Source organism: Enterobacter sp. CPE_E1241, from assembly GCF_045618265.1.
GTDB lineage: Bacteria > Pseudomonadota > Gammaproteobacteria > Enterobacterales > Enterobacteriaceae > Enterobacter > Enterobacter adelaidei.
The window spans coordinates 1505659-1524341 of record NZ_JBIWYV010000001.1; the positions used below are offsets into that span (position 1 = coordinate 1505659).

Genomic DNA, 18683 nt, shown 5'->3' on the forward strand with positions numbered 1-18683 from the left:
TGAAATGTGCCGGGCGGCGGCTACGCCTTACCCGGCATACAAAAGCGGAGTGGGGAGATTAAACCCGGCTACCCCACAGGTCATACTCGTCCGCGTTTTCAACCTTCACGCGAATAATATCACCCGGCTTAACGCTGGTTTCACCGTTGAGGTACACCGCTCCGTCGATTTCAGGGGCATCCGCCATGCTGCGGCCAATCGCGCCTTCTTCATCAACTTCGTCGATGATGACCATGATCTCGCGACCCACTTTTTCCTGCAGACGCTCGGCAGAGATCTGCTGCTGCAGCTGCATGAAGCGGTTCCAGCGCTCTTCTTTTACCTCTTCCGGCACCTGGTCCGCCAGCTCGTTGGCGGTTGCGCCTTCTACCGGGCTGTACTTGAAGCAGCCAACGCGGTCCAGACGCGCTTCTTTCAGGAAGTCGAGCAGCATCTGGAAGTCTTCTTCGGTTTCACCCGGGAAGCCGACGATAAAGGTGGAACGCAGGGTCAGTTCCGGGCAGATTTCACGCCACTGCTTGATGCGTGCCAGCTGGCGATCAACGGAGCCAGGACGTTTCATCAGCTTCAGAATACGCGGGCTGGCGTGCTGCAGCGGGATGTCCAGGTACGGCAGAATTTTGCCTTCCGCCATCAGCGGGATCACGTCGTCAACGTGCGGGTAAGGGTAGACGTAGTGCAGACGCGTCCAGATACCCAGTTTAGACAGCTGCTCGCACAGGCCGACCATGCTGGTTTTCACCGGCTCGCCGTTGTGGAAACCGGAGCGGTGCTTAACGTCCACGCCGTAAGCCGAGGTGTCCTGGGAAATGACCAGCAGCTCCTTCACGCCCGCGTCGGCCAGACGTTTCGCTTCCGCCAGCACTTCGCCAATTGGACGGCTCACCAGATCGCCACGCATGGACGGGATAATGCAGAAGGTGCAGCGGTGGTTGCAGCCTTCAGAAATTTTCAGGTACGCGTAGTGGCGTGGGGTCAGCTTTACACCCTGTTCTGGCACCAGGCTCAGGAACGGGTTGTGCTTTGGTTTTGGCACGTAGTGATGAACATGTTCCAGCACCTGCTCGTAGCTGTGCGGGCCGGTGATCTCCAGCACTTTCGGGTGCACTTCGCGGATCTGATCCTCTTTCGCGCCCAGGCAGCCGGTCACAATCACTTTGCCGTTTTCAGTCAGGGCTTCACCGATGGCTTCCAGTGACTCCTGAACCGCGCTGTCGATAAACCCACAGGTGTTAACGATCACCATATCGGCGTTGTCGTAGCTTGGCACCACGTCATAGCCCTCGGTGCGCAGTTCGGTCAGGATACGTTCGGAATCCACCAGGTTTTTCGGGCAGCCCAGGGAGACAAAGCCGATTTTCGGCTGGTGCGTAACATTGCTCATAGGTTAAAAATTCATCAATTATGGAGTTATCAGGGCGGGATTTTACAGCGTATCGCGGGGGATTTATACACTCTTTGCAAGGTGGATGCGGTTGGCTGGTGTTGTAACATTGTAAATGATGTTAATCAGTTATGTTTTATTGATCTGAGGCATTAAATTGTACAAAAAATAACCTTACTCTGAATATGCAAAATGGCTGACAGAGGAGGAAAGAGAATGTCCGTTGACAGACTGAAACGCGATCTGCTGAACAAGCTGATCAACGCCCGAATCGACCTGGCCGCGTACCTGCAGTTGAGGAAGGCAAAAGGGTATATGTCAGTCAGCGAAAGCGAACATCTGCGTGATAATCTGTTTGAACTGTGTAATTTTATGCGTGAAAAAGCACCGACCCTGAAAGCGGAATACTGCGAAAGTGAGCTGATAGCGCTCCGTCGCGCCGCTGAGGTGCTCTCCATTGCAGGGGTGTGCCTGATGAACGGACGCCACGACTGCCCGAATTTTATCGCTGTTAACGCGGAGAAGCTTGAAAACTGCCTGACAACGCTCTCTCTTTGCATCATGTGTCTGAACGAGCACGACAAGCTCGAACAGTACTGAATCCGGGGGAGGCAACTCCCCCTTCTGATTAAGCTTTTGTAAAAGTGATAACGTGCCCGGGCGTTATGGCTAACCTTTAAGCCATATGCCGTTAAAGGAGCGCGTTATGCCTCGATCCTCGTTGATTTTCCTGCCTGCGTTGTTATTTTCATTTTCTCTTCTTGCTGCACCCGTTGCGGTCAACGTCGAGGTGTTACAAAACAGACTCGATCATCCCTGGTCTCTGGCGTTTCTGCCGGATAATAAAGGGCTGCTGGTGACCCTCAGGGGAGGTCAACTCAAACACTGGCAGGCCGGGAGCGGGCTTTCCGCTCCGATTGTCGGCGTGCCGAAGGTATGGGCGAACGGTCAGGGAGGATTGCTGGACGTGGCTCTCGCCCCGGATTTTGAAAAATCGCGCCGCATCTGGCTGAGCTTCGCCGAAGCAGGGAGTGACGGCAAAGCCGGAACGGCGGTGGGCTATGGCCGATTGAGCGACGATCTGACGCGCATTGAAGCCTTCCAGGTGGTGTTCCGCCAGATGCCGAAACTCTCTACCGGGAACCATTTTGGTGGACGACTGGTGTTCGATGGTAAAGGCTATCTCTTTATTGGGCTCGGTGAGAACAACCAGCGACCGACGGCGCAGGAACTGGATAAACTGCAGGGCAAAGTGGTGCGCCTCACCGAAGACGGGAAAGTCCCGTCGGATAACCCCTTCGTGAATACCCCCGGTGCGCGACCCGAAATCTGGTCTTACGGCATTCGTAACCCGCAGGGGATGGCGATGAATCCCTGGAGCGACACGCTGTGGCTTAACGAGCATGGTCCGCGCGGCGGAGATGAAATCAATATCCCGGAGAGAGGAAAAAACTACGGCTGGCCACTGGCAACGCACGGCATTAATTACAGCGGGTTGAAAATTCCGGAAGCCAAAGGTGAGCACGTTGAGGGAACCGAAAAACCGCTGTTTGTCTGGAAAGTTTCGCCCGCCGTGAGCGGTATGGCGTTCTACAACAGCGACGTCTTTCCACAGTGGAAAAACAAACTGTTTATCGGCGCACTGAAGGAAAAGGACGTTATTGTGCTGAGCGTGAGCGGCAATAAAGTGACTGAAGACGGGCGGATTTTGGGCGACCGGGAGCAGCGTATCCGTGATGTGAGGGTGGGACCGGATGGGTATCTGTATGTCCTGACTGATGAGACGGACGGGCAACTGCTGAGAGTCAGCCCGTCCGGAACGTAATCAGGTTACCGGGATCATCACAACGTTACGGTATGCCGGACGATCGCTAAGCTGCTTTAACCAGCGCTCGAGGTGAGGGCGCGGCGTCCACTTCAGGCCCATGTTGGTCAGGTTCCAGACGAACGGCGCGACGGCGATATCGCCTGTACCAAATGCGTCACCGGAGAACCATTTGTGCTTCGCCAGTTCGTCATCCATCATGGCAAACAGGTTTTCACAGGCATCCTGTGCGGCATGGATGGCGGGATAATCACGTTCGGCTTCTGGTGTTCTGATCAGTCCCATCAGGATCACGCGATGGGTTGGCGAAAGCGTCTGATTCGCCCAGTCCATCCACTTTTCACCCTGAGCACGACGAGCCGGATTTTCTACCCACAGGCGACCCTGGCCGTACTGAGCCGCAAGGTAACGCACAATCGTGTTGGACTCCCAAAGCGTCGCGTCTGTTTCATCATCGCGCAGCAGCGGCACCAGGCCGTTCGGGTTCATGGCCAGATAGTCGGCCTCTTTGTTCACACCAAACGATAACCCAGCCATGATTTGATTGAACGGTAAATCCAGCTCCTCCAGTGTCCAGAGCACTTTCTTAACGTTGGTCGAATTGTTCCTGCCCCACAGCGTAATCATATTTACTCCCGATGAGATGTGAATCCGAGTCAGCTTTTTGCCATGGTGAGATAAACCTAACAATTACGCAACAGAAGACAAAAAAATCGCCTTAATCAAAGCGTATCTGAATGTTATTGCATAAACTTTAATAACTTTACCCTCGTTGGGTTTCTTTAACGGTTTTAGTGCGCTATTACTCATCGCTTCTTGCGACACGGTGATGTGACGTAATTTTTGAATGGACACTCGGGTGGCATTTATGACGCGAAAAATGACTTCTCTGCGCAGCCTTGCGACAGGCTCTGCGCTCCTTTTCCTGTTTGCACCAACTCTTTACGCAGCTGAGCAGGCTGCGCCCGAAGCGCCGCCGGTGGACGCGCGCGCCTGGATCCTGATGGACTACTCCAGCGGCAAAGTGCTGGCGGAAGGCAATGCGGATGAGAAACTCGATCCAGCCAGTCTGACCAAAATAATGACCAGCTATGTGGTCGGCCAGGCGTTAAAAGCAAGCAAGATCAAGCTTGATGATATGGTCACCATCGGGAAGGACGCCTGGGCGACCGGCAACCCGGCGCTGAGGGGCTCATCAGTGATGTTCCTCAAACCAGGCGATCAGGTTTCCGTTTCTGATTTGAATAAAGGGGTGATTATCCAGTCCGGTAACGACGCCTGTATCGCGCTGGCGGATTATGTCGCCGGCAGTCAGGATTCATTTATCGGCCTGATGAATGGCTATGCGCAAAAGCTGGGCCTGACCAACACCACCTTTAAAACTGTTCACGGTCTTGATGCGCCGGGTCAGTTCAGCACCGCCCGTGATATGGCGCTGTTGGGTAAAGCGCTGATCCACGACGTGCCGGATGAATACGCTATCCACAAAGAGAAAGAGTTTACATTCAATAAAATTCGTCAGCCGAACCGCAACCGCCTGCTGTGGAGCAGCAACGTCAACGTGGACGGGATGAAAACCGGTACCACGGCCGGGGCGGGATACAACCTGGTGGCTTCTGCAACGCAGGGCGACATGCGCCTGATTTCGGTGGTACTGGGGACCAAAACCGACCGTATCCGTTTTAACGAATCAGAAAAATTACTGACCTGGGGATTCCGCTTCTTTGAAACCGTGACGCCGATTAAACCGGATGCCACGTTCGTCAGCCAGCGCGTCTGGTTTGGTGACAAGAACGAAGTAAATCTGGGGGCCGGTGAGGCTGGGTCGGTGACCATTCCTCGCGGTCAGCTTAAAAACCTGAAAGCCAGTTATACCCTGACCGAACCGCAGCTCACCGCGCCGCTGAAAAAAGGCCAGGTGGTGGGGACGATTGATTTCCAGCTTAACGGTAAGTCGATTGAACAGCGTCCGCTGATTGTGATGGAGGCGGTCGAAGAGGGCGGCTTCTTCAGCCGGATGTGGGATTTTGTATTAATGAAATTCCATAGCTGGTTTGGCAGCTGGTTTAGCTAAGTTTTTTGCCGGGTGGCGCTGCGCTTACCCGGCACAACCTCAATACATCAACTTCACCTGCTGCGCCTTGGCATGGGAGACTATCTCATCATCCGGACGGCAATCGCTGACGATGGCATCGAACTGCGCCAGCTCTCCCATTCTTGCCGAGCGCACCTTGCCAAACTTGCTGTGGTCCACTACCAGCACATGATACTGCGCCGCGCTTAACGCCCAGTGTTTCACCGGTAACTCTTCCAGATTAAAGCAGGTCGCGCCCTGGCGGACATTGACGCCCGCTGCGGAGTAAAACGCGATATCCGGGCACAAATTGCTGAGCGTGTCCTGGAGATTAAGCGGTTTAAAAATGGCGTTGCTGGCGTGAAATTCACCGCCGCAGAGGATCACCCGACACTCGGGTTTCTCCTGAAGTGCCAGAAAGGTGTTCAGCGAATAACACACGGCAGTGAAAGGAATGCTGCTGTCGATGGCTTCGATTATCCACGGTGTCGTCGTGCCGCAGTCAAAAAACAGCGTCTGATGCGGCTGTACCAGCGAAGCCGCCAGCCGTGCGGCTTTACGTTTTTCTTCAACCAGGCGCGTTTTTTGATCGCTAATCAGGTAGTGGCTGGCACTGCGTGGCTCCAGCACAATATACCCACCCAGCAGCACGACGGGCGCGCTATCGCTGTTCAGGTCACGACGAATAGTCATCTCGGAGACGCCAAGCAGCGTGGCAGCCTCTTTCAGATGCAGCTTATCGCTGCGCTTCAGCGCCTGTAGCAGCTGAGCTATGCGGTCATCGCGTCGTGTTTCCATAGAACCTCGTCGTGGAAAAAGTGAACCCCCGCAGGGCGGGGGTTCAAGTGTAACCTGTTGAGCCAGGGTTAGTCACGCACCCAGCCTTTGCGGATCGGGATCGCAAAGAGGATACGATAGAGGTGGGAAATCCCGCGGTAGAGCGCCTGACCAAAGAGGCTCCACAGGATAGCTGCACTCACGCAACCCATCAGCCCCACCAGGAAACCGCCGACCATATCCAGCGGCCAGTGCACGCCCAGGTAAACACGCGACCAGGCGATAGCTGCCGCCACCACCATCAGCAGTGCACCAGACCACAGGCGATGCCAGAACAAGAATGCCAGTGCAAAGGTGAAAATCACCGTGCCGTGGTCGCTCGGGAAGGAGTCATCAGGTGCATGATGCAGGAAGGTATAGCCAGCGTGGGCAACAAAAGGACGATCGTGCGGGAACAGATGCCCCAGTGCAAAACTCATCAGTACGCTTACCGCAAGGGCCATCGCAACTTTGATAACCAGCTGACGCTGCGCGACGACCTGATTGCGTGGGCCCCATAACCAGAGGATCACGGCCAGCACAGGAACGATACTGATCAGATCTTTGGCAAAAAAGGTGGCGATATCAATCATCCACTCCGGCGATGCCGGGGTAGCGTTAATCAGATAAAACAGCCCGTAGTTCAATTGCTCTAACATAATGTCGTTACTCTTTAGCAAACCGGGTGGAAACAAGGCCATAGACCACCACCTGGGAAAACCAAACCCACCACCCAGCCCACAGGTTGTGAGATAAGAAATGTGCGCCTCGCATCACCTGGCCATAACCCATCACCAGGCCTAACACCACGCCAAGTACGACAAAGGACCATGCCAGACGTGGACGCTCGCGCCAGAAGGCAAAAAACAGGCCCATGACCATAAAGCCACTGGACGCGTGACCGCCGGGGAAACAACGCCCGGGACCGCTGTCTGCAGGGACGGAACTGAACAGGGGATAAGAAATAGCCTTACCGCCATATTCCACCAGATCCCACGGGCAGCTGTGATGGCTTACGCTTTTCAGTACGCCAACCACCAGCGCGCCAAGTCCCATCAACAACGCAGCCGTAACCAGTCTTGCGTTACGCTTGTAAGCGCCGTAAAACAACGCCACGGCACCTAAGGCGATGGCGATATACTTCGCCATGCGGTGGTTCAGCAGATCCAGCAGATGGTCTTTCTGCAGCGGGAAACTCTGTGTCGCCGCGTCGTACCAAAAGCCGGTCACCCATTTGTCGAGCGTTTCATCGCGGGATAACCACGTAAACAGCACGGCAAGGGCTATCAGGACCAGAAGCTGGTAACCATAAAAGCGGGCCGGTAAGCGGTAAAGTTGTTTTGTCTTATTTGTCTGTAAGTTAGATAATTCTGAACGGCTGGAAGTGAGTGCCATAATCTGGGGTCGTTGACGAATAATGGGGCTATCATAAATCTGTCAACTTAAGGAAACCTTAAACGAAGACGATATGTGCCTTATTTCTGTTTATCCTCGATAAATCACTATCTCGGGCTGGGGCATTTCATTACACTCGTCGCGATTTTGTCATTAAAAAGAGATTGCATGTTAAACCGTTCTTCTTCTGGAGCGCGTCTGGGTCGTCAGGCGTTGCTTTTTCCTCTGTGTCTGGTGCTCTACGAATTCTCTACCTATATCGGCAACGATATGATCCAGCCCGGTATGCTGGCCGTTGTGGAACAGTACAACGCGGGAATTGAGTGGGTGCCGACCTCCATGACCGCCTATCTGGCCGGCGGCATGTTTTTACAGTGGCTGTTAGGCCCGCTGTCGGATCGTATTGGCCGTCGTCCGGTGATGCTGACGGGTGTGGTGTGGTTTATCGTCACCTGTCTCGCCACGCTGCTGGCGCAAAATATTGAACAATTTACCCTGCTGCGTTTCCTGCAGGGGGTGAGCCTGTGCTTTATCGGCGCCGTGGGGTATGCCGCCATTCAGGAGTCGTTTGAAGAGGCGGTGTGTATCAAAATTACCGCCCTGATGGCGAACGTGGCGCTGATCGCCCCGTTGCTCGGCCCGCTGGTGGGGGCCGCGTGGGTGCACGTTGCGCCATGGGAAGGGATGTTTGTGCTCTTTGCGGTTCTCGCCGCCATTTCATTCTTTGGCCTGCACCGTGCGATGCCGGAAACCGCCACCCGCATCGGCGAGAAACTTTCGCTCAAAGAGCTGGGCCGGGATTACAAAGAAGTCCTGAAGAATGGACGATTTGTCGCGGGGGCGCTGGCGACGGGGTTCGTCAGTCTGCCGCTGCTGGCGTGGATTGCGCAGTCTCCGGTCATTATCATCAGCGGTGAAAAGCTCAGCAGCTACGAGTATGGCCTGCTGCAGGTGCCGATTTTCGGCGCGTTGATAATAGGTAACCTGGTGCTGGCACGTCTGACGTCACGCCGCACCGTGCGTTCGCTGATTATTATGGGCGGCTGGCCGATTGCTGCGGGGCTGATTGTCGCGGCGGTCGCCACCGTGGTGTCATCACATGCGTATCTGTGGATGACCGCAGGGTTAAGCATTTATGCGTTCGGGATTGGTGTGGCGAATGCCGGGCTGGTACGCCTGACGCTGTTTGCCAGCGAGATGAGTAAAGGTACGGTGTCCGCGGCGATGGGGATGTTGCAGATGCTGATTTTTACCGTCGGTATCGAAGTGAGCAAGCATGCTTACGCGATGGGCGGCAACGGACTGTTCAGCCTGTTTAACTTCGCCAACGGCGTGCTATGGGTTGGACTGATGGTGGTGTTCCTGAAAGACAAACGCGTCGGAAACGCCCTGCAACCTTAACCTGTTTATTCCCTCTCCCCGTGGGAGAGGGGCAGGGTGAGGGCACCAGACCGCACGCGGTCAATTAAACGGTGCCTCCCCGTTCAACACCTTCTCAATCACGTTTAAAACCCCTTCCTCGTTATTATGCGGCGCTTCAAAGCGCGCCACCGCTTTAATATGCGGTCCGGCATTCGCCATCGCAAAGCTGAACCCGGACTGGCGCAACATCTCCACGTCGTTGCCGCTGTCGCCGAAGGCCACCACTTCGCTATCGTCTATGCCCCAGCGTTTTTGCAGTATCCGCAGGCCGTTGGCTTTATGTACGCCTGGGATGATCAGGTCTATGCTGCCGTGCCCGGTCGTGACGGGCACCATGATGTCACACAGTTTTTCATGCAGTAGCGCCTGAATACGCGGGATTTCATCGTCAGACACGTTAAGCCCAAACTTGAAGAAAATATCGTTCAGGTTGTCGAAATCACTCACCATTTCGAGACGGTGATAGTACTTCGCCGCGATCTCCTTAAAGCCCTCGTCATAGCATTTCAGCGTATACGCGCTGCTTTTCCCGCAGGCAATAATCTCAATGCCCGGAACGTCGTTTAAGACGCTCGCGACGGTCTCAAAATGGGCTTTCGACAGTTCACCGTTAAAGATATCTTCACCTTCACTCACGACCCAGCCGCCGTTTTCGGCGACAAATGCAATTTCATGCGCGATCTCCGGAAAAAAGGAGATCAGCTGGTAGTACTGGTTGCCGCTGGCGACGGCGAAGCGAATGCCTTGCGCCTTCATGCGCGCGTACTGGGCCAGAAAACGCGGGCGATTATAGGTCTTGGCATCGCTCAGAAAAGTACCATCCATGTCGACGGCGATCAGTTTAACGCTCATATCCCTTCTCCAGTGTCGTTTGATTCGTTTCCGGCTTTGCCACCGCGCGCGCCACCAGCGCTGCGATGATGACCAGCCCTAACACCACCAGCATGGCGCTGCGCAGCCCGTAGTGCTCGCCGAGGAAACCGAGCAGCGGCGGCCCGACCAGGAAAGCGAGGTAGCCCGTGGTCGCCACGACGCTGACGCGCGTTGGGGCATCCGGGCCGGTATCGCTGGCGGCCGAAATGGTCAGCGGGAAGCCGAGTGATGCACCCAGCCCCCAGAGGATGACCGACACGCCGGCAATCCAGTCCACATCCACAAAGATGATCATCGCAATTCCCAGCCCTCCGAGCAGAGCACTGGCGCGCACCACCGCCACGCGGCTGTAGCGATCGATAAACCAGCCGCCGGTAAAGCGCCCTACGGTCATCCCCAGCGTAAACCCGGCGTAGATCAGCGAGCCGGAGGTCGGGCTAAAGCCGTGGCCGTCCACCATCAGCAGCGGCAGCCAGTCGTTGGCGGAACCTTCCGCGAAAGCCATCGCCAGCACCACCACGCCGATCAGCATCAGTTGAATATCGCGGTAGAAAGGTAGCCCTTTTTCCGCAGAATGTTGTTCATCCGAGGAGTTCTTACCTGTGCCGTCAGGGATTGCCCGGATGCCGGTCAAAATCGGAATGATACAAACCAGTGCTGCCAGCAGGATATGCAGATTCGCAGTGACGCCAAAGGCCGTCAGCGCCATCCCCACGCCCGCACCGGCCAGCGTACCGAGGCTGTAAAAACCGTGCATCATTGGCAGCACGGTTTTGTTCATCTCGCGCTCGACCGCCGCCCCTTCAACGTTTATCGCCACTTCCGCCGAGCCGAAGCTGCCGCCAAATATTGTCAGCCCCAGGGCAAACAGAACCGGTGAGGCAAACCATAGCGCAACGCTCAGTACCCCCATCCCGAACACGGCAAAGCACATGGTGGTGCGGATCACCGCCCGTGTACCAAAGCGCTTCACCAGCCACGCCGAGCAAAGAATGCCGCTCATAGAGCCTATCGACAGACCGAACAGCACAATACCCATCTCGGCCGTAGAAACGGACAAAATATCGCGAATGGCGGGAGTACGCGTGGCCCAGGAGGCCATCAGCAGGCCGGGAATGAAGAAGAACATAAACAGCGCCCACAGGCGTAGCTGCAGGGCTTTACGGGGAGAGGTCAGCGTCATTGGGGTAGCACCAGAAGTACAACAATAGCGACAACACTAGCAAATTTGTGTACATTTGTACACAAACCACGTGAGGAATTTATGAGCAGACCACCGAACGATCCGCATCGACGGGAGAAGATCCTGAAGGCAACGCTCGATACCATTGCCGAACACGGGATTCACGCCGTCACGCACCGTAAAATCGCCACCTGTGCAGGTGTGCCGCTAGGTTCGATGACCTACTATTTCGACGGTATGGAGCCGCTGCTGGAGGAAGCTTTCACGTGGTTTACCCGGCAGATGTCGCAACAGTACCGGGATTTCTTCGCGGGCGTCACCGGGCCCGAAATGGCGTGTGAATCCATTACCACGCTGATCCACAGCTCGCAGGTGACGACGCCGCACAACATGGCGCTGATGTATCAGCTCTACGCCTTTATGCACCGCAGCGCGGCGCTCAAAACGGTGATGCAGGACTGGATGAAGATGAGCCAGACCACGCTGGAGCAGTGGTTTGACCCGGTTACCACCCGTGCGCTGGATGCGTTTATCGAAGGGATGACGCTGCACTATGTCACCGACCGGACACCATTAACCCGGGAGGAGATCCGGGTTATGGTGGGCAGAATTGCGGGCGAGGGCGGCTGCTAGGTTGCGCCCGCGGTCATATTGACGGTAGTTCCCGTGATGGCGCTTGCCGCATCTGAGGCCAGAAACGTAATCGTGTCTGCTACCTGTGCCAGCGTGGGCAGGTGATGTGTCAGGGTACTTTGCGCGGCACCACCGAGAAACTGCTCGACCGTAATTCCCATCTCCTGCGCCTTAGCGGCGAAAATGGCACCGACATACGAACCTGCCTGCACCGCGTCGGCAATCGCGTGCGAACGCACGCACACGACGCGAATATTTTTAACGCCCAGTTCTGCGGCAAGCGCCCGGGTAAACGCTTCTGTTCCCGCGCAGCCAACGATATGTCCCAGGTGCCCGGAGATCGCCATATTCGCGGCGGGCGCGACGACGGTAATCAGGGTTCCGCCATGTTCGCCGCCCATGCGGGGTGAAACAGCTTTGACGATGTTAAAGTACGCGGTCAGGAAGGGATCAAAACCCTGCCTGAATTCGCTAAGGGCTAATGCGTCAAGGCGTTTTCCCTGATCGTGCATAAAGCCCGTGGCGTTGACGACAATATCAATGTGGGCAAACTCAGGAAGCTGCGCGAACTCATCCAGCGCATCGAAAATAAATGTGCTGGCAGACCCGCCTGCGTTGCGAATGCTGTTGGCAACGTGTTCCAGCCTGGTAGAGGTGCGTGCAGCGAGGTGCACTTCAGCCCCCTCACGCGCCAGAGCATGTGCCACAGCGCTGCCGATGGCGCCACTGCCGCCGAAGATGACCGCGATTTTGTTTTTAAAGCCCATATCCGCATACCCTCACCAGACTTAACCCTCAAAAGTATGTGCCGGGTTTCGGCTGATGCAACTCAGCCGGTAGGTGGGGTATGCCGCATGCAAGCCTTACTGCGCCATTATCAATGGGTTACTTTTGTGAGATTTTTTTCCCGCTGGCATCAACGACGGCTTCACCATCCTCTTTCGTAAATGCCCCTTTTTGCGCGTCAGGCAGGATGTCGAGGACGACTTCTGAAGGGCGGCACAGGCGAGTGCCCAGCGGCGTCACGACGATCGGACGGTTAATCAGGATCGGGTATTGCAGCATGAAGTCGAGCAGCTGTTCGTCGGTGAATTTATCTTCGGCCAGGCTGAGCTGTTCATAGGGCTCCACGTTTTTACGCAGCAGATCCCGTACAGAAATCCCCATATCGGCAATCAGGGTGGTCAACTTCTCGCGGGACGGTGGGGTTTCCAGATAGAGGATAATCTCTGGCTCCGTGCCGCTGTTGCGGATCATCTCCAGCGTGTTGCGCGAGGTACCGCAGGCGGGGTTGTGGTAAATGGTTATGTGGGTCATATCAGTGGCTCATTACAGTGTGAAGGAGAGACGTAGCGCCAGTGCGGCGAGCGTCACAAACAGGACCGGCAGCGTCATAATGATGCCCGTCCGGAAATAGTAGCCCCAGGTAATCGTCATGTTTTTCTGCGCCAGTACATGAAGCCAGAGCAGGGTCGCCAGGCTGCCGATAGGTGTGATTTTCGGCCCCAGATCGCAACCAATCACGTTGGCGTAAATCATCGCGTCCTTAATCAATCCTGTTGCCGTACTGCCATCAATGGAGAGCGCGCCAATCAGCACCGTGGGCATATTGTTCATTATGGATGACAGGAACGCAGTGATGAACCCGGTTCCCAGCGTGGTGGCCCACAGCCCGTGACCGGCCAGGCTATTCAGTACACCTGTGAGATAGTCCGTCAGCCCGGCATTGCGCAGGCCGTACACCACCAGATACATCCCCAGGGAGAAGATAACGATCTGCCACGGTGCGCCACGTAGCACTTTTCCGGTATTAATCGCATGTCCGCGTTGGCGACGGCAAATAAAATCAGCGCGCCAGCTGCGGCGATGGCACTGACCGGAATGCCGAGAGGTTCGAGCACAAAGAAGCCGACCAGAAGAAGGAGCAGGACGATCCAGCCCGTTCTGAACGTCGGGAGATCGGTAATAGCGCGTGCCGGCTCACGAAGCTTCGACAGGTCATATTTCGGCGGAATTTCCTTGCGAAAGAACAGATGCAGCATCACCAGCGTGGCGGCAATCGCGGCGATATCAACCGGGATCATCACCGAGGCATATTCGCTGAACCCCAGCGTGAAGAAATCGGCTGACACAATGTTGACCAGGTTAGAGACAATCAGCGGCAGGCTGGCGGTATCGGCGATAAACCCTGCCGCCATCACAAATGCCAGCGTCGCCTGCTTGCTGAACCCCAGCGCCAGCAGCATCGCAATCACGATAGGTGTCAGGATCAGCGCCGCACCGTCATTGGCAAAGAGCGCCGCCACCGCCGCGCCCAGCAGCACGATATACGTAAACAGCAATCTACCCCGGCCATTCCCCCAGCGGGCGACGTGCAGCGCAGCCCATTCGAAAAAGCCAGACTCATCCAGCAGCAGGCTGATGATAATGACGGCGATAAACGTGGCCGTCGCATTCCAGACAATATTCCAGACCACCGGAATATCGCTGACGTGGATCACACCGCTGAGCAGCGCCAGCACGGCACCAATGGTCGCGCTCCAGCCGATACTCAGCCCCCTTGGCTGCCAGATAACCAGTACCAGCGTAAACAGAAAAATTGCCCCTGCCAGAAACATTGCTTACTCCATTATATCTGTTTTTGTGAATGTGTATTGATTAGCACGAACCCGGAAGGCTGTTTTTCAGCTTTTCACGCGTCTCTTCCCGCAGGCAGTTCCAGCTGTTGTCAATAATGGTTGCCGCCCATGCAGGCATGTGGGGAGATAAACGGTAATGGATCCATTTGCCTTCCCGGCGATCGATAACCAGCCCGGACTCGCGGAGCAGCGCCATATGGCGGGAGACTTTCGGCTGCGACTCGGTGGTCGCGGAGCAGAGATCGCAGACGCACAGCTCGCCCGCTTCGCGGAGCAGCATGATGATGGAGAGCCGTGTTTCATCGGAGAGGGTTTTGAAGAGTTGGAGAGGGTGGAGCATTCGGTCATCCTGAATGTCTTTTGTTATATTCATTAAATCATATATGTCTGTGGCTGGAGAGAGAAGAGGGAAAAGCAGAAAGGATAGAAAAAAATCCGGGGGGCTTGTAGAAGATCAAAATAGTCTTTATGGCTTGTCCGACCACCCCTAATAGTCATGGGAAAGAAACCGTTCCCTGGAACGGTTCCTTTTTATCTGCTCACTTTCCTCTTCTGTGCTCAGGCGCAACAGCGATCGTTCCAGGTGTCACGGTAGATTTTATGGTCCTCAATGCCATATCCAGTAAGCCAGCCCCAGTGTGACCAGGTAAAACAGGAGGATGAATCCCTGGCTAACCTCAGGGAAATAAACGTCAAGGGCATAGCCAAAAATGAACGTGAGGATGATGGGTATATAGGTCCAGAAGAAAAACTGGGCCTGAGATTTGAACCAGCGTCTTAGAAAGCCCATTAGTGCCTGCCCATGAGCTTCAGGATCGTGTCAGCAGCATCATAAGGGCTTTGACTGTCAGTCCATTGCTGGGTTAGTACGCCCGCTCGCATAAACGCAGGTTCCACCAGGAAATACATCATTTCCAGTTCTCGCAGGTACAACGCTTGATAGTAGGTGGGATGCATCACTTGCAAGCGGTGAGCACTGTCAGCTGTCTTTTGCACAATCCCATATATCCCCAACCCGCCAATAGCTGCGCCCGTTAATCCTGAAACGACATTTAACCCTGAAGGTGGTAGGGTCACATAGAGGCAAATAGTCGATGCGACGCCTGCAGAGAATGAATACGAGGTTAGCGTGCTAGTGGATATGTGAACGTTAGCGCGCATTAGAGCATGCTTTATCGCTGATAATTCTTTCGGTGAATAATTCTTAACCAGCTCCTCAACGTACGTGTTGATTAGGTCAAAGACGATGTTCCAGCGAGAAACGAGGTGGAATATGCCCTTTCGAAAGCGAGCGTCCTCCAGGTTTTGTCTGGTGCATACATCGTAATATTCATCAGTAAAGCAGGAAGTGTAGTACAGCAGGCGTTGGGCACCGGCCCCGATATTACTCAGGTGGCTCTTTACCTCTTCACCTACCGCGCGTACCGCCTGGTCCAGCTTCATGGCCAGTATTTTTTGGCTCTGAAGCTGGCGGATGATCTCTTCAGAATGGTACATGCCTACTGGCCTCGCGCTTAAGCTCAATTGAGCGATCTTTTGCTGCATTCCCTAAGACCGGCATTGCCGTTAATGGGCTTGAAAATCGCATCCCTATCCCCTCCATAGTAGGTTTCTTTCCGCTCCAGATTATTCTCGTAGCTTGTATGGAAGTTCTAAAAAGATCATGTTTATGAAAAACAAGGGATTTTTAGGATAATGACTTGATATTTTTTAACCTAAATATGATTTATCGGGAGTTTAAAGTGAGAATAGATGAGTTCAATTTAGAGTGACGCATTCCAAAACCCGGCCATTCGTCGCTGCGAACTGATGGTACGTATGCGTGGGTTTGAAGATATCGCCAATGAACAGGGCTGGCAGGCGAATTTTACACAATCACTGCGCCTTCACGTTATAACGCTGTACACAGTAAGGGCGGCTTTGTGTCTCAGTGGAACGGATTCAGCCCACGGGACACGCAGCGTTATTTATGCAACGTCTGGGCAAAAGTACGCGCAGCGATCTCCCGTGCCGGTTTTCATGTTTTTGGTTTTCGCGTGGTGGAGTCACACCATGACGGGACACCGCACTGGCACATGCTGCGGTTTATACGGCCGCATGACGTTGAGGCGGTGCGCGATATCCTTTGCTATCACGCCAGGATTGCCGATTCAGAAGAACTTCAAACCCCCAACGCGCCTATGGCGCGTTTTCATGTTGAGCCTATCGATCCCGCTAAAGGGTCATCCACGTTGATGGCCGGAGCCATTCAGCAGGTATGCACGGGTGATTACAGCCAGGCAGTCAATAACCGCGTGGCGGCCGTTCAGCAGCAGATAATCGCCCCGGTGGTGTGGATTGGTTCTGGCACCATCAACGTGGCACAGCTGACGCTGGACACGCTGGACGTGGTGAAAGAGCTGGCAGAGCAAACGGCAAGCCACACGCACAGCAATACAGGAGCATCAAACAACGCGGGAGCCATCGGGAATACCGGAACGAAAGCGGAAACGCTTAACGGAAAATACCCCCCAGTTATTGGCCAGTAAAGCTACCCAGAACATAACGTAAGCGTTACATAGTGACCGTCTTGACATTGCAAGATTAGAAAATCTGTCAGGCCCTGGTTGCCAATCGGTACGAATAAAGCTTAACAGGCGCTTTTTTTTCGCCATTGACTCGACTGCCTGAGGCATACCATTGGCTTACCGGCAAACTGGAAGGAACAGGTTCATGAAACTAGCCTTAATTGGAAACTGTCAGTTAGAAGTTTTAGGTGATTTGATAAAAAATCATGCCGCTCTTCATGAAAATAAGTTTACTTACGTATACAATACTCCTATCTACAAGCTTGATGAAAAGAGAGACTTGGTAAATTTTTATCATGAAATTGAGCAGTGTGATGCGATTTTTATGCAGTACCATTCTGAAAGATGGAGAGGGTTTTCCACGGAAACGCTCCGTAAATATTTTGATCTGACTGTCTTGCCTACTCTGGAGTCCAGAGTTTCATGCTCCCAGCTAGGGTATTATGATTTACCTTTGCCCGACATGATGGTTTATGTAGATTACCGTTTTCTGCATCTTTATCTGAGCGGTAACGATGTCACCCATGCTGTCAAACGCTACCATCAGGCAGAGTTCTCTGAAAAGAAGCAACTGTCTATGCTTGAAAACGATGCCAAAAAATATAAAAATCTTTTCAAGCAGGGAAAAGTGTATTTTGATTATTCTAGTGATTATTTTCGCAGCCTGAGTGAAAATACGGGAAGTTATTCAACTATAAGTCATCCTAATAACGAAAATCTTGCGGTACTGCTCAGTGCCATATATCGTAAAACCTATAATATTACTGAAAAATTTTCTCTGCAGGGTAACGACATGTTACTCAACTACATCGCACCGACTCTGGGTTCAGGAGATACATCTTATTTTATGATGCGTCAAAGTGGCCTTACTCTTGCTGCTAAAATTAATTATGTTTTTTTTGAAAGCCAAGAAAAGAACGATCTCACACGTAATTTATTGAAATCAGCGTATTATCAATCCCTCAAAGATGGCTTCACTAATATATGACTCCATTCTCATTTATATCCTTAAGCTTCATATACAGACCGTATAGATGATTATGCAGATGCGAGGTCGGCTTTCCAGGGCAGCAGGTCGCTGACCTGGTTCACCGGCCAGTCCTGGATATGACGTATGACGTAACGCAGCCACGCCTCGGGTTCAACGCCCCAGCCAGATGTGCGAGCCAGCCGGAAAGTTAATCATGCCTCACCCTCCCTGAGTTGGCTGACCAGTACGTGCAGCAGCTCCGGCGTCAGTGGTCCCGTCAGGCTGAGGCTGCCGCCCGGCAGTATTAGCTTACAACTGATGACCGGTGGTTGGTCTGATGAAGCGGCCCCGTTGTGTCTGGATGGCGGCGGAAGCGGCTCCACAGTGACCGGAATAAGAGTGGCTCTGCTGGCAGGGTCCAGTAGTCCCTGGCGATGCAGGTTCCGCCAGTTAAACACCAGGTTATCGTTAACGCCATTTTCCCGCGCCAGCTCTGCCACGCAGGCCCCCGGCTGCAGACTCAGCTCCGCCATGCGGATTTTGAACTCCAGCGGCCAGTCCGGACGGCGTTTTTTGACTTCAGGTTGAAGGCGTAAAGCTCCTCTTCGAGGCGCTCAGGCGTGTAATCCTCCGGCAATGGCCAGTTGATACCCGTGCGGCGAAAACGTTTGAACATTTTATGCGTGGCGGAAGTGCTGATGTTCAGTTGCTCAGCGATTTCCCGGTAAGTCAGGGCGTCGTTAAACCGCAGGCTGAGTGCAGTAGTGATCCAGGGTCTACTGGTGTAAGGCGTGTTTCTGTCCACGGTAGTGTCCATGTTCGCGAAAGTGTCCGTGGTAGGAAACACGGCCAGAAATGGAAGACGGTGTGAACGAGACGCTTACGAACATAACCAGCGAAAT

19 protein-coding genes and 3 pseudogenes are annotated in these 18683 nt (G+C 54.1%); 7 read left to right on the forward strand and 15 right to left on the reverse strand.

Features of this window, described 5'->3' with window-relative positions:
* Nucleotides 1-58 precede the first annotated feature (58 nt).
* Nucleotides 59-1384 carry a 30S ribosomal protein S12 methylthiotransferase RimO gene (gene rimO / locus ACJ9Y9_RS07235; RefSeq protein WP_028019338.1) on the reverse strand — a complete coding sequence of 442 codons (1326 nt, stop codon included), beginning with the start codon at nucleotides 1382-1384 and terminating at the stop codon, nucleotides 59-61.
* A gap of 216 nt (nucleotides 1385-1600) precedes the next feature.
* Here rimO and bssR point away from each other — a divergent pair, with 216 nt between their 5' ends.
* Together bssR and ACJ9Y9_RS07245 are read left to right on the forward strand one after the other, a co-directional pair.
* The gene (gene bssR, locus ACJ9Y9_RS07240) at nucleotides 1601-1984 is read left to right on the forward strand and encodes a biofilm formation regulator BssR (RefSeq protein ID WP_028019337.1); all 384 of its coding nucleotides are present in this window, start codon (nucleotides 1601-1603) and stop codon (nucleotides 1982-1984) included.
* A gap of 106 nt (nucleotides 1985-2090) precedes the next feature.
* The gene (locus ACJ9Y9_RS07245; protein WP_028019336.1) at nucleotides 2091-3209 is read left to right on the forward strand and encodes a PQQ-dependent sugar dehydrogenase; all 1119 of its coding nucleotides are present in this window, start codon (nucleotides 2091-2093) and stop codon (nucleotides 3207-3209) included.
* On the opposite strand, the gene ACJ9Y9_RS07250 is transcribed toward ACJ9Y9_RS07245, so the two are convergent.
* Nucleotides 3210-3836, reverse strand: coding sequence for a glutathione S-transferase family protein (locus ACJ9Y9_RS07250; RefSeq protein WP_028019335.1), 627 nt, complete (start codon nucleotides 3834-3836; stop codon nucleotides 3210-3212). It abuts the gene before it with no gap.
* A gap of 241 nt (nucleotides 3837-4077) precedes the next feature.
* Here ACJ9Y9_RS07250 and dacC point away from each other — a divergent pair, with 241 nt between their 5' ends.
* The gene (gene dacC, locus ACJ9Y9_RS07255; protein WP_032667015.1) at nucleotides 4078-5283 is read left to right on the forward strand and encodes a serine-type D-Ala-D-Ala carboxypeptidase; all 1206 of its coding nucleotides are present in this window, start codon (nucleotides 4078-4080) and stop codon (nucleotides 5281-5283) included.
* 39 nt (nucleotides 5284-5322) lie between these two features.
* Here dacC and deoR read toward each other — a convergent pair whose 3' ends face one another.
* The 3 genes from deoR to ACJ9Y9_RS07270 form a co-directional block, all read right to left on the reverse strand.
* Nucleotides 5323-6081, reverse strand: a complete 759-nt coding sequence (deoR, locus tag ACJ9Y9_RS07260) for a DNA-binding transcriptional repressor DeoR (RefSeq protein ID WP_028019333.1) — start codon at nucleotides 6079-6081, stop codon at nucleotides 5323-5325.
* Between the two features lie 68 nt (nucleotides 6082-6149).
* Nucleotides 6150-6758 (reverse strand): undecaprenyl-diphosphate phosphatase, encoded by a 609-nt coding sequence (gene ybjG, locus ACJ9Y9_RS07265; protein WP_028019332.1) that lies wholly within the window; start codon nucleotides 6756-6758, stop codon nucleotides 6150-6152.
* Between the two features lie 7 nt (nucleotides 6759-6765).
* Nucleotides 6766-7494, reverse strand: a complete 729-nt coding sequence (locus ACJ9Y9_RS07270) for a phosphatase PAP2 family protein (protein ID WP_028019331.1) — start codon at nucleotides 7492-7494, stop codon at nucleotides 6766-6768.
* A 168-nt stretch (nucleotides 7495-7662) separates the two neighbouring features.
* Here ACJ9Y9_RS07270 and ACJ9Y9_RS07275 point away from each other — a divergent pair, with 168 nt between their 5' ends.
* Nucleotides 7663-8895: an MFS transporter gene (locus tag ACJ9Y9_RS07275; protein ID WP_028019330.1), complete on the forward strand. Its 1233-nt coding sequence runs from the start codon at nucleotides 7663-7665 to the stop codon at nucleotides 8893-8895.
* A gap of 60 nt (nucleotides 8896-8955) precedes the next feature.
* Here ACJ9Y9_RS07275 and ACJ9Y9_RS07280 read toward each other — a convergent pair whose 3' ends face one another.
* Both ACJ9Y9_RS07280 and ACJ9Y9_RS07285 read right to left on the reverse strand, forming a co-directional pair.
* Nucleotides 8956-9768 carry a Cof-type HAD-IIB family hydrolase gene (locus ACJ9Y9_RS07280; RefSeq protein ID WP_028019329.1) on the reverse strand — a complete coding sequence of 271 codons (813 nt, stop codon included), beginning with the start codon at nucleotides 9766-9768 and terminating at the stop codon, nucleotides 8956-8958.
* On the reverse strand, nucleotides 9758-10972 hold the full coding sequence (locus ACJ9Y9_RS07285) for an MFS transporter (protein WP_028019328.1): 1215 nt from the start codon (nucleotides 10970-10972) through the stop codon (nucleotides 9758-9760). The genes ACJ9Y9_RS07280 and ACJ9Y9_RS07285 overlap by 11 nt, the downstream gene beginning before the upstream one ends.
* A gap of 81 nt (nucleotides 10973-11053) precedes the next feature.
* Between ACJ9Y9_RS07285 and ACJ9Y9_RS07290 the strand changes: the two genes are divergently transcribed.
* Entirely contained in the window at nucleotides 11054-11605 is a 552-nt protein-coding gene (locus tag ACJ9Y9_RS07290; protein WP_028019327.1) for a TetR/AcrR family transcriptional regulator, read from the forward strand.
* On the opposite strand, the gene ACJ9Y9_RS07295 is transcribed toward ACJ9Y9_RS07290, so the two are convergent.
* The 5 genes and pseudogenes from ACJ9Y9_RS07295 to ACJ9Y9_RS07315 form a co-directional block, all read right to left on the reverse strand.
* Nucleotides 11602-12372 carry an SDR family NAD(P)-dependent oxidoreductase gene (locus tag ACJ9Y9_RS07295; protein ID WP_028019326.1) on the reverse strand — a complete coding sequence of 257 codons (771 nt, stop codon included), beginning with the start codon at nucleotides 12370-12372 and terminating at the stop codon, nucleotides 11602-11604. The two genes, ACJ9Y9_RS07290 and ACJ9Y9_RS07295, sit on opposite strands and share 4 nt — an antisense overlap.
* 118 nt (nucleotides 12373-12490) lie before the next feature.
* Nucleotides 12491-12922, reverse strand: a complete 432-nt coding sequence (gene arsC / locus ACJ9Y9_RS07300; RefSeq protein ID WP_028019325.1) for a glutaredoxin-dependent arsenate reductase — start codon at nucleotides 12920-12922, stop codon at nucleotides 12491-12493.
* A gap of 12 nt (nucleotides 12923-12934) precedes the next feature.
* A pseudogene (locus ACJ9Y9_RS07305) lies at nucleotides 12935-14223 on the reverse strand (arsenic transporter).
* 40 nt (nucleotides 14224-14263) lie between these two features.
* Complete coding sequence (locus ACJ9Y9_RS07310) at nucleotides 14264-14584, reverse strand: metalloregulator ArsR/SmtB family transcription factor (RefSeq protein ID WP_028019323.1); 321 nt, start codon at nucleotides 14582-14584, stop codon at nucleotides 14264-14266.
* Nucleotides 14585-15033: 449 nt separating this feature from the next.
* Nucleotides 15034-15789: a hypothetical protein gene (locus tag ACJ9Y9_RS07315; RefSeq protein ID WP_229255563.1), complete on the reverse strand. Its 756-nt coding sequence runs from the start codon at nucleotides 15787-15789 to the stop codon at nucleotides 15034-15036.
* Between the two features lie 237 nt (nucleotides 15790-16026).
* Between ACJ9Y9_RS07315 and ACJ9Y9_RS07320 the strand changes: the two are divergent.
* Nucleotides 16027-16475, forward strand: a pseudogene (locus ACJ9Y9_RS07320) (replication endonuclease); the annotation flags it as partial.
* A 481-nt stretch (nucleotides 16476-16956) separates the two neighbouring features.
* The gene (locus ACJ9Y9_RS07325) at nucleotides 16957-17799 is read left to right on the forward strand and encodes a WcbI family polysaccharide biosynthesis putative acetyltransferase (protein ID WP_028019319.1); all 843 of its coding nucleotides are present in this window, start codon (nucleotides 16957-16959) and stop codon (nucleotides 17797-17799) included.
* Nucleotides 17800-17849: 50 nt separating this feature from the next.
* Here ACJ9Y9_RS07325 and ACJ9Y9_RS07330 read toward each other — a convergent pair.
* From ACJ9Y9_RS07330 to ACJ9Y9_RS07340, 3 genes and pseudogenes are all read right to left on the reverse strand, one after another.
* A pseudogene (locus ACJ9Y9_RS07330) lies at nucleotides 17850-17957 on the reverse strand (transposase domain-containing protein); the annotation flags it as partial.
* Nucleotides 17958-17993: 36 nt separating this feature from the next.
* Nucleotides 17994-18314, reverse strand: coding sequence for a transposase (locus ACJ9Y9_RS07335; RefSeq protein WP_028019318.1), 321 nt, complete (start codon nucleotides 18312-18314; stop codon nucleotides 17994-17996).
* Nucleotides 18302-18586, reverse strand: coding sequence for a winged helix-turn-helix transcriptional regulator (locus ACJ9Y9_RS07340; protein ID WP_161788406.1), 285 nt, complete (start codon nucleotides 18584-18586; stop codon nucleotides 18302-18304). Before ACJ9Y9_RS07340 ends, ACJ9Y9_RS07335 begins: the two co-directional genes overlap by 13 nt.
* Nucleotides 18587-18683 lie beyond the last annotated feature (97 nt).

Bases quoted from the DNA above. Each gene is read 5' to 3' on its own strand.
- ACJ9Y9_RS07315 (WP_229255563.1), bottom strand. From the start codon at position 15,789: ATGCAGCAAAAGATCGCTCAATTGAGCTTAAGCGCGAGGCCAGTAGGC.
- arsC (WP_028019325.1), bottom strand. From the start codon at position 12,922: ATGACCCACATAACCATTTACCACAACCCCGCCTGCGGTACCTCGCGC.
- ACJ9Y9_RS07280 (WP_028019329.1), bottom strand. From the start codon at position 9,768: ATGAGCGTTAAACTGATCGCCGTCGACATGGATGGTACTTTTCTGAGC.
- deoR (WP_028019333.1), bottom strand. From the start codon at position 6,081: ATGGAAACACGACGCGATGACCGCATAGCTCAGCTGCTACAGGCGCTG.
- ACJ9Y9_RS07335 (WP_028019318.1), bottom strand. From the start codon at position 18,314: ATGGCGGAGCTGAGTCTGCAGCCGGGGGCCTGCGTGGCAGAGCTGGCG.
- ACJ9Y9_RS07325 (WP_028019319.1), top strand. From the start codon at position 16,957: ATGAAACTAGCCTTAATTGGAAACTGTCAGTTAGAAGTTTTAGGTGAT.
- dacC (WP_032667015.1), top strand. From the start codon at position 4,078: ATGACGCGAAAAATGACTTCTCTGCGCAGCCTTGCGACAGGCTCTGCG.
- ACJ9Y9_RS07245 (WP_028019336.1), top strand. From the start codon at position 2,091: ATGCCTCGATCCTCGTTGATTTTCCTGCCTGCGTTGTTATTTTCATTT.
- rimO (WP_028019338.1), bottom strand. From the start codon at position 1,384: ATGAGCAATGTTACGCACCAGCCGAAAATCGGCTTTGTCTCCCTGGGC.
- ACJ9Y9_RS07290 (WP_028019327.1), top strand. From the start codon at position 11,054: ATGAGCAGACCACCGAACGATCCGCATCGACGGGAGAAGATCCTGAAG.
- ACJ9Y9_RS07295 (WP_028019326.1), bottom strand. From the start codon at position 12,372: ATGGGCTTTAAAAACAAAATCGCGGTCATCTTCGGCGGCAGTGGCGCC.
- ACJ9Y9_RS07285 (WP_028019328.1), bottom strand. From the start codon at position 10,972: ATGACGCTGACCTCTCCCCGTAAAGCCCTGCAGCTACGCCTGTGGGCG.
- ACJ9Y9_RS07270 (WP_028019331.1), bottom strand. From the start codon at position 7,494: ATGGCACTCACTTCCAGCCGTTCAGAATTATCTAACTTACAGACAAAT.
- ACJ9Y9_RS07275 (WP_028019330.1), top strand. From the start codon at position 7,663: ATGTTAAACCGTTCTTCTTCTGGAGCGCGTCTGGGTCGTCAGGCGTTG.
- ybjG (WP_028019332.1), bottom strand. From the start codon at position 6,758: ATGTTAGAGCAATTGAACTACGGGCTGTTTTATCTGATTAACGCTACC.
- bssR (WP_028019337.1), top strand. From the start codon at position 1,601: ATGTCCGTTGACAGACTGAAACGCGATCTGCTGAACAAGCTGATCAAC.
- ACJ9Y9_RS07310 (WP_028019323.1), bottom strand. From the start codon at position 14,584: ATGCTCCACCCTCTCCAACTCTTCAAAACCCTCTCCGATGAAACACGG.
- ACJ9Y9_RS07250 (WP_028019335.1), bottom strand. From the start codon at position 3,836: ATGATTACGCTGTGGGGCAGGAACAATTCGACCAACGTTAAGAAAGTG.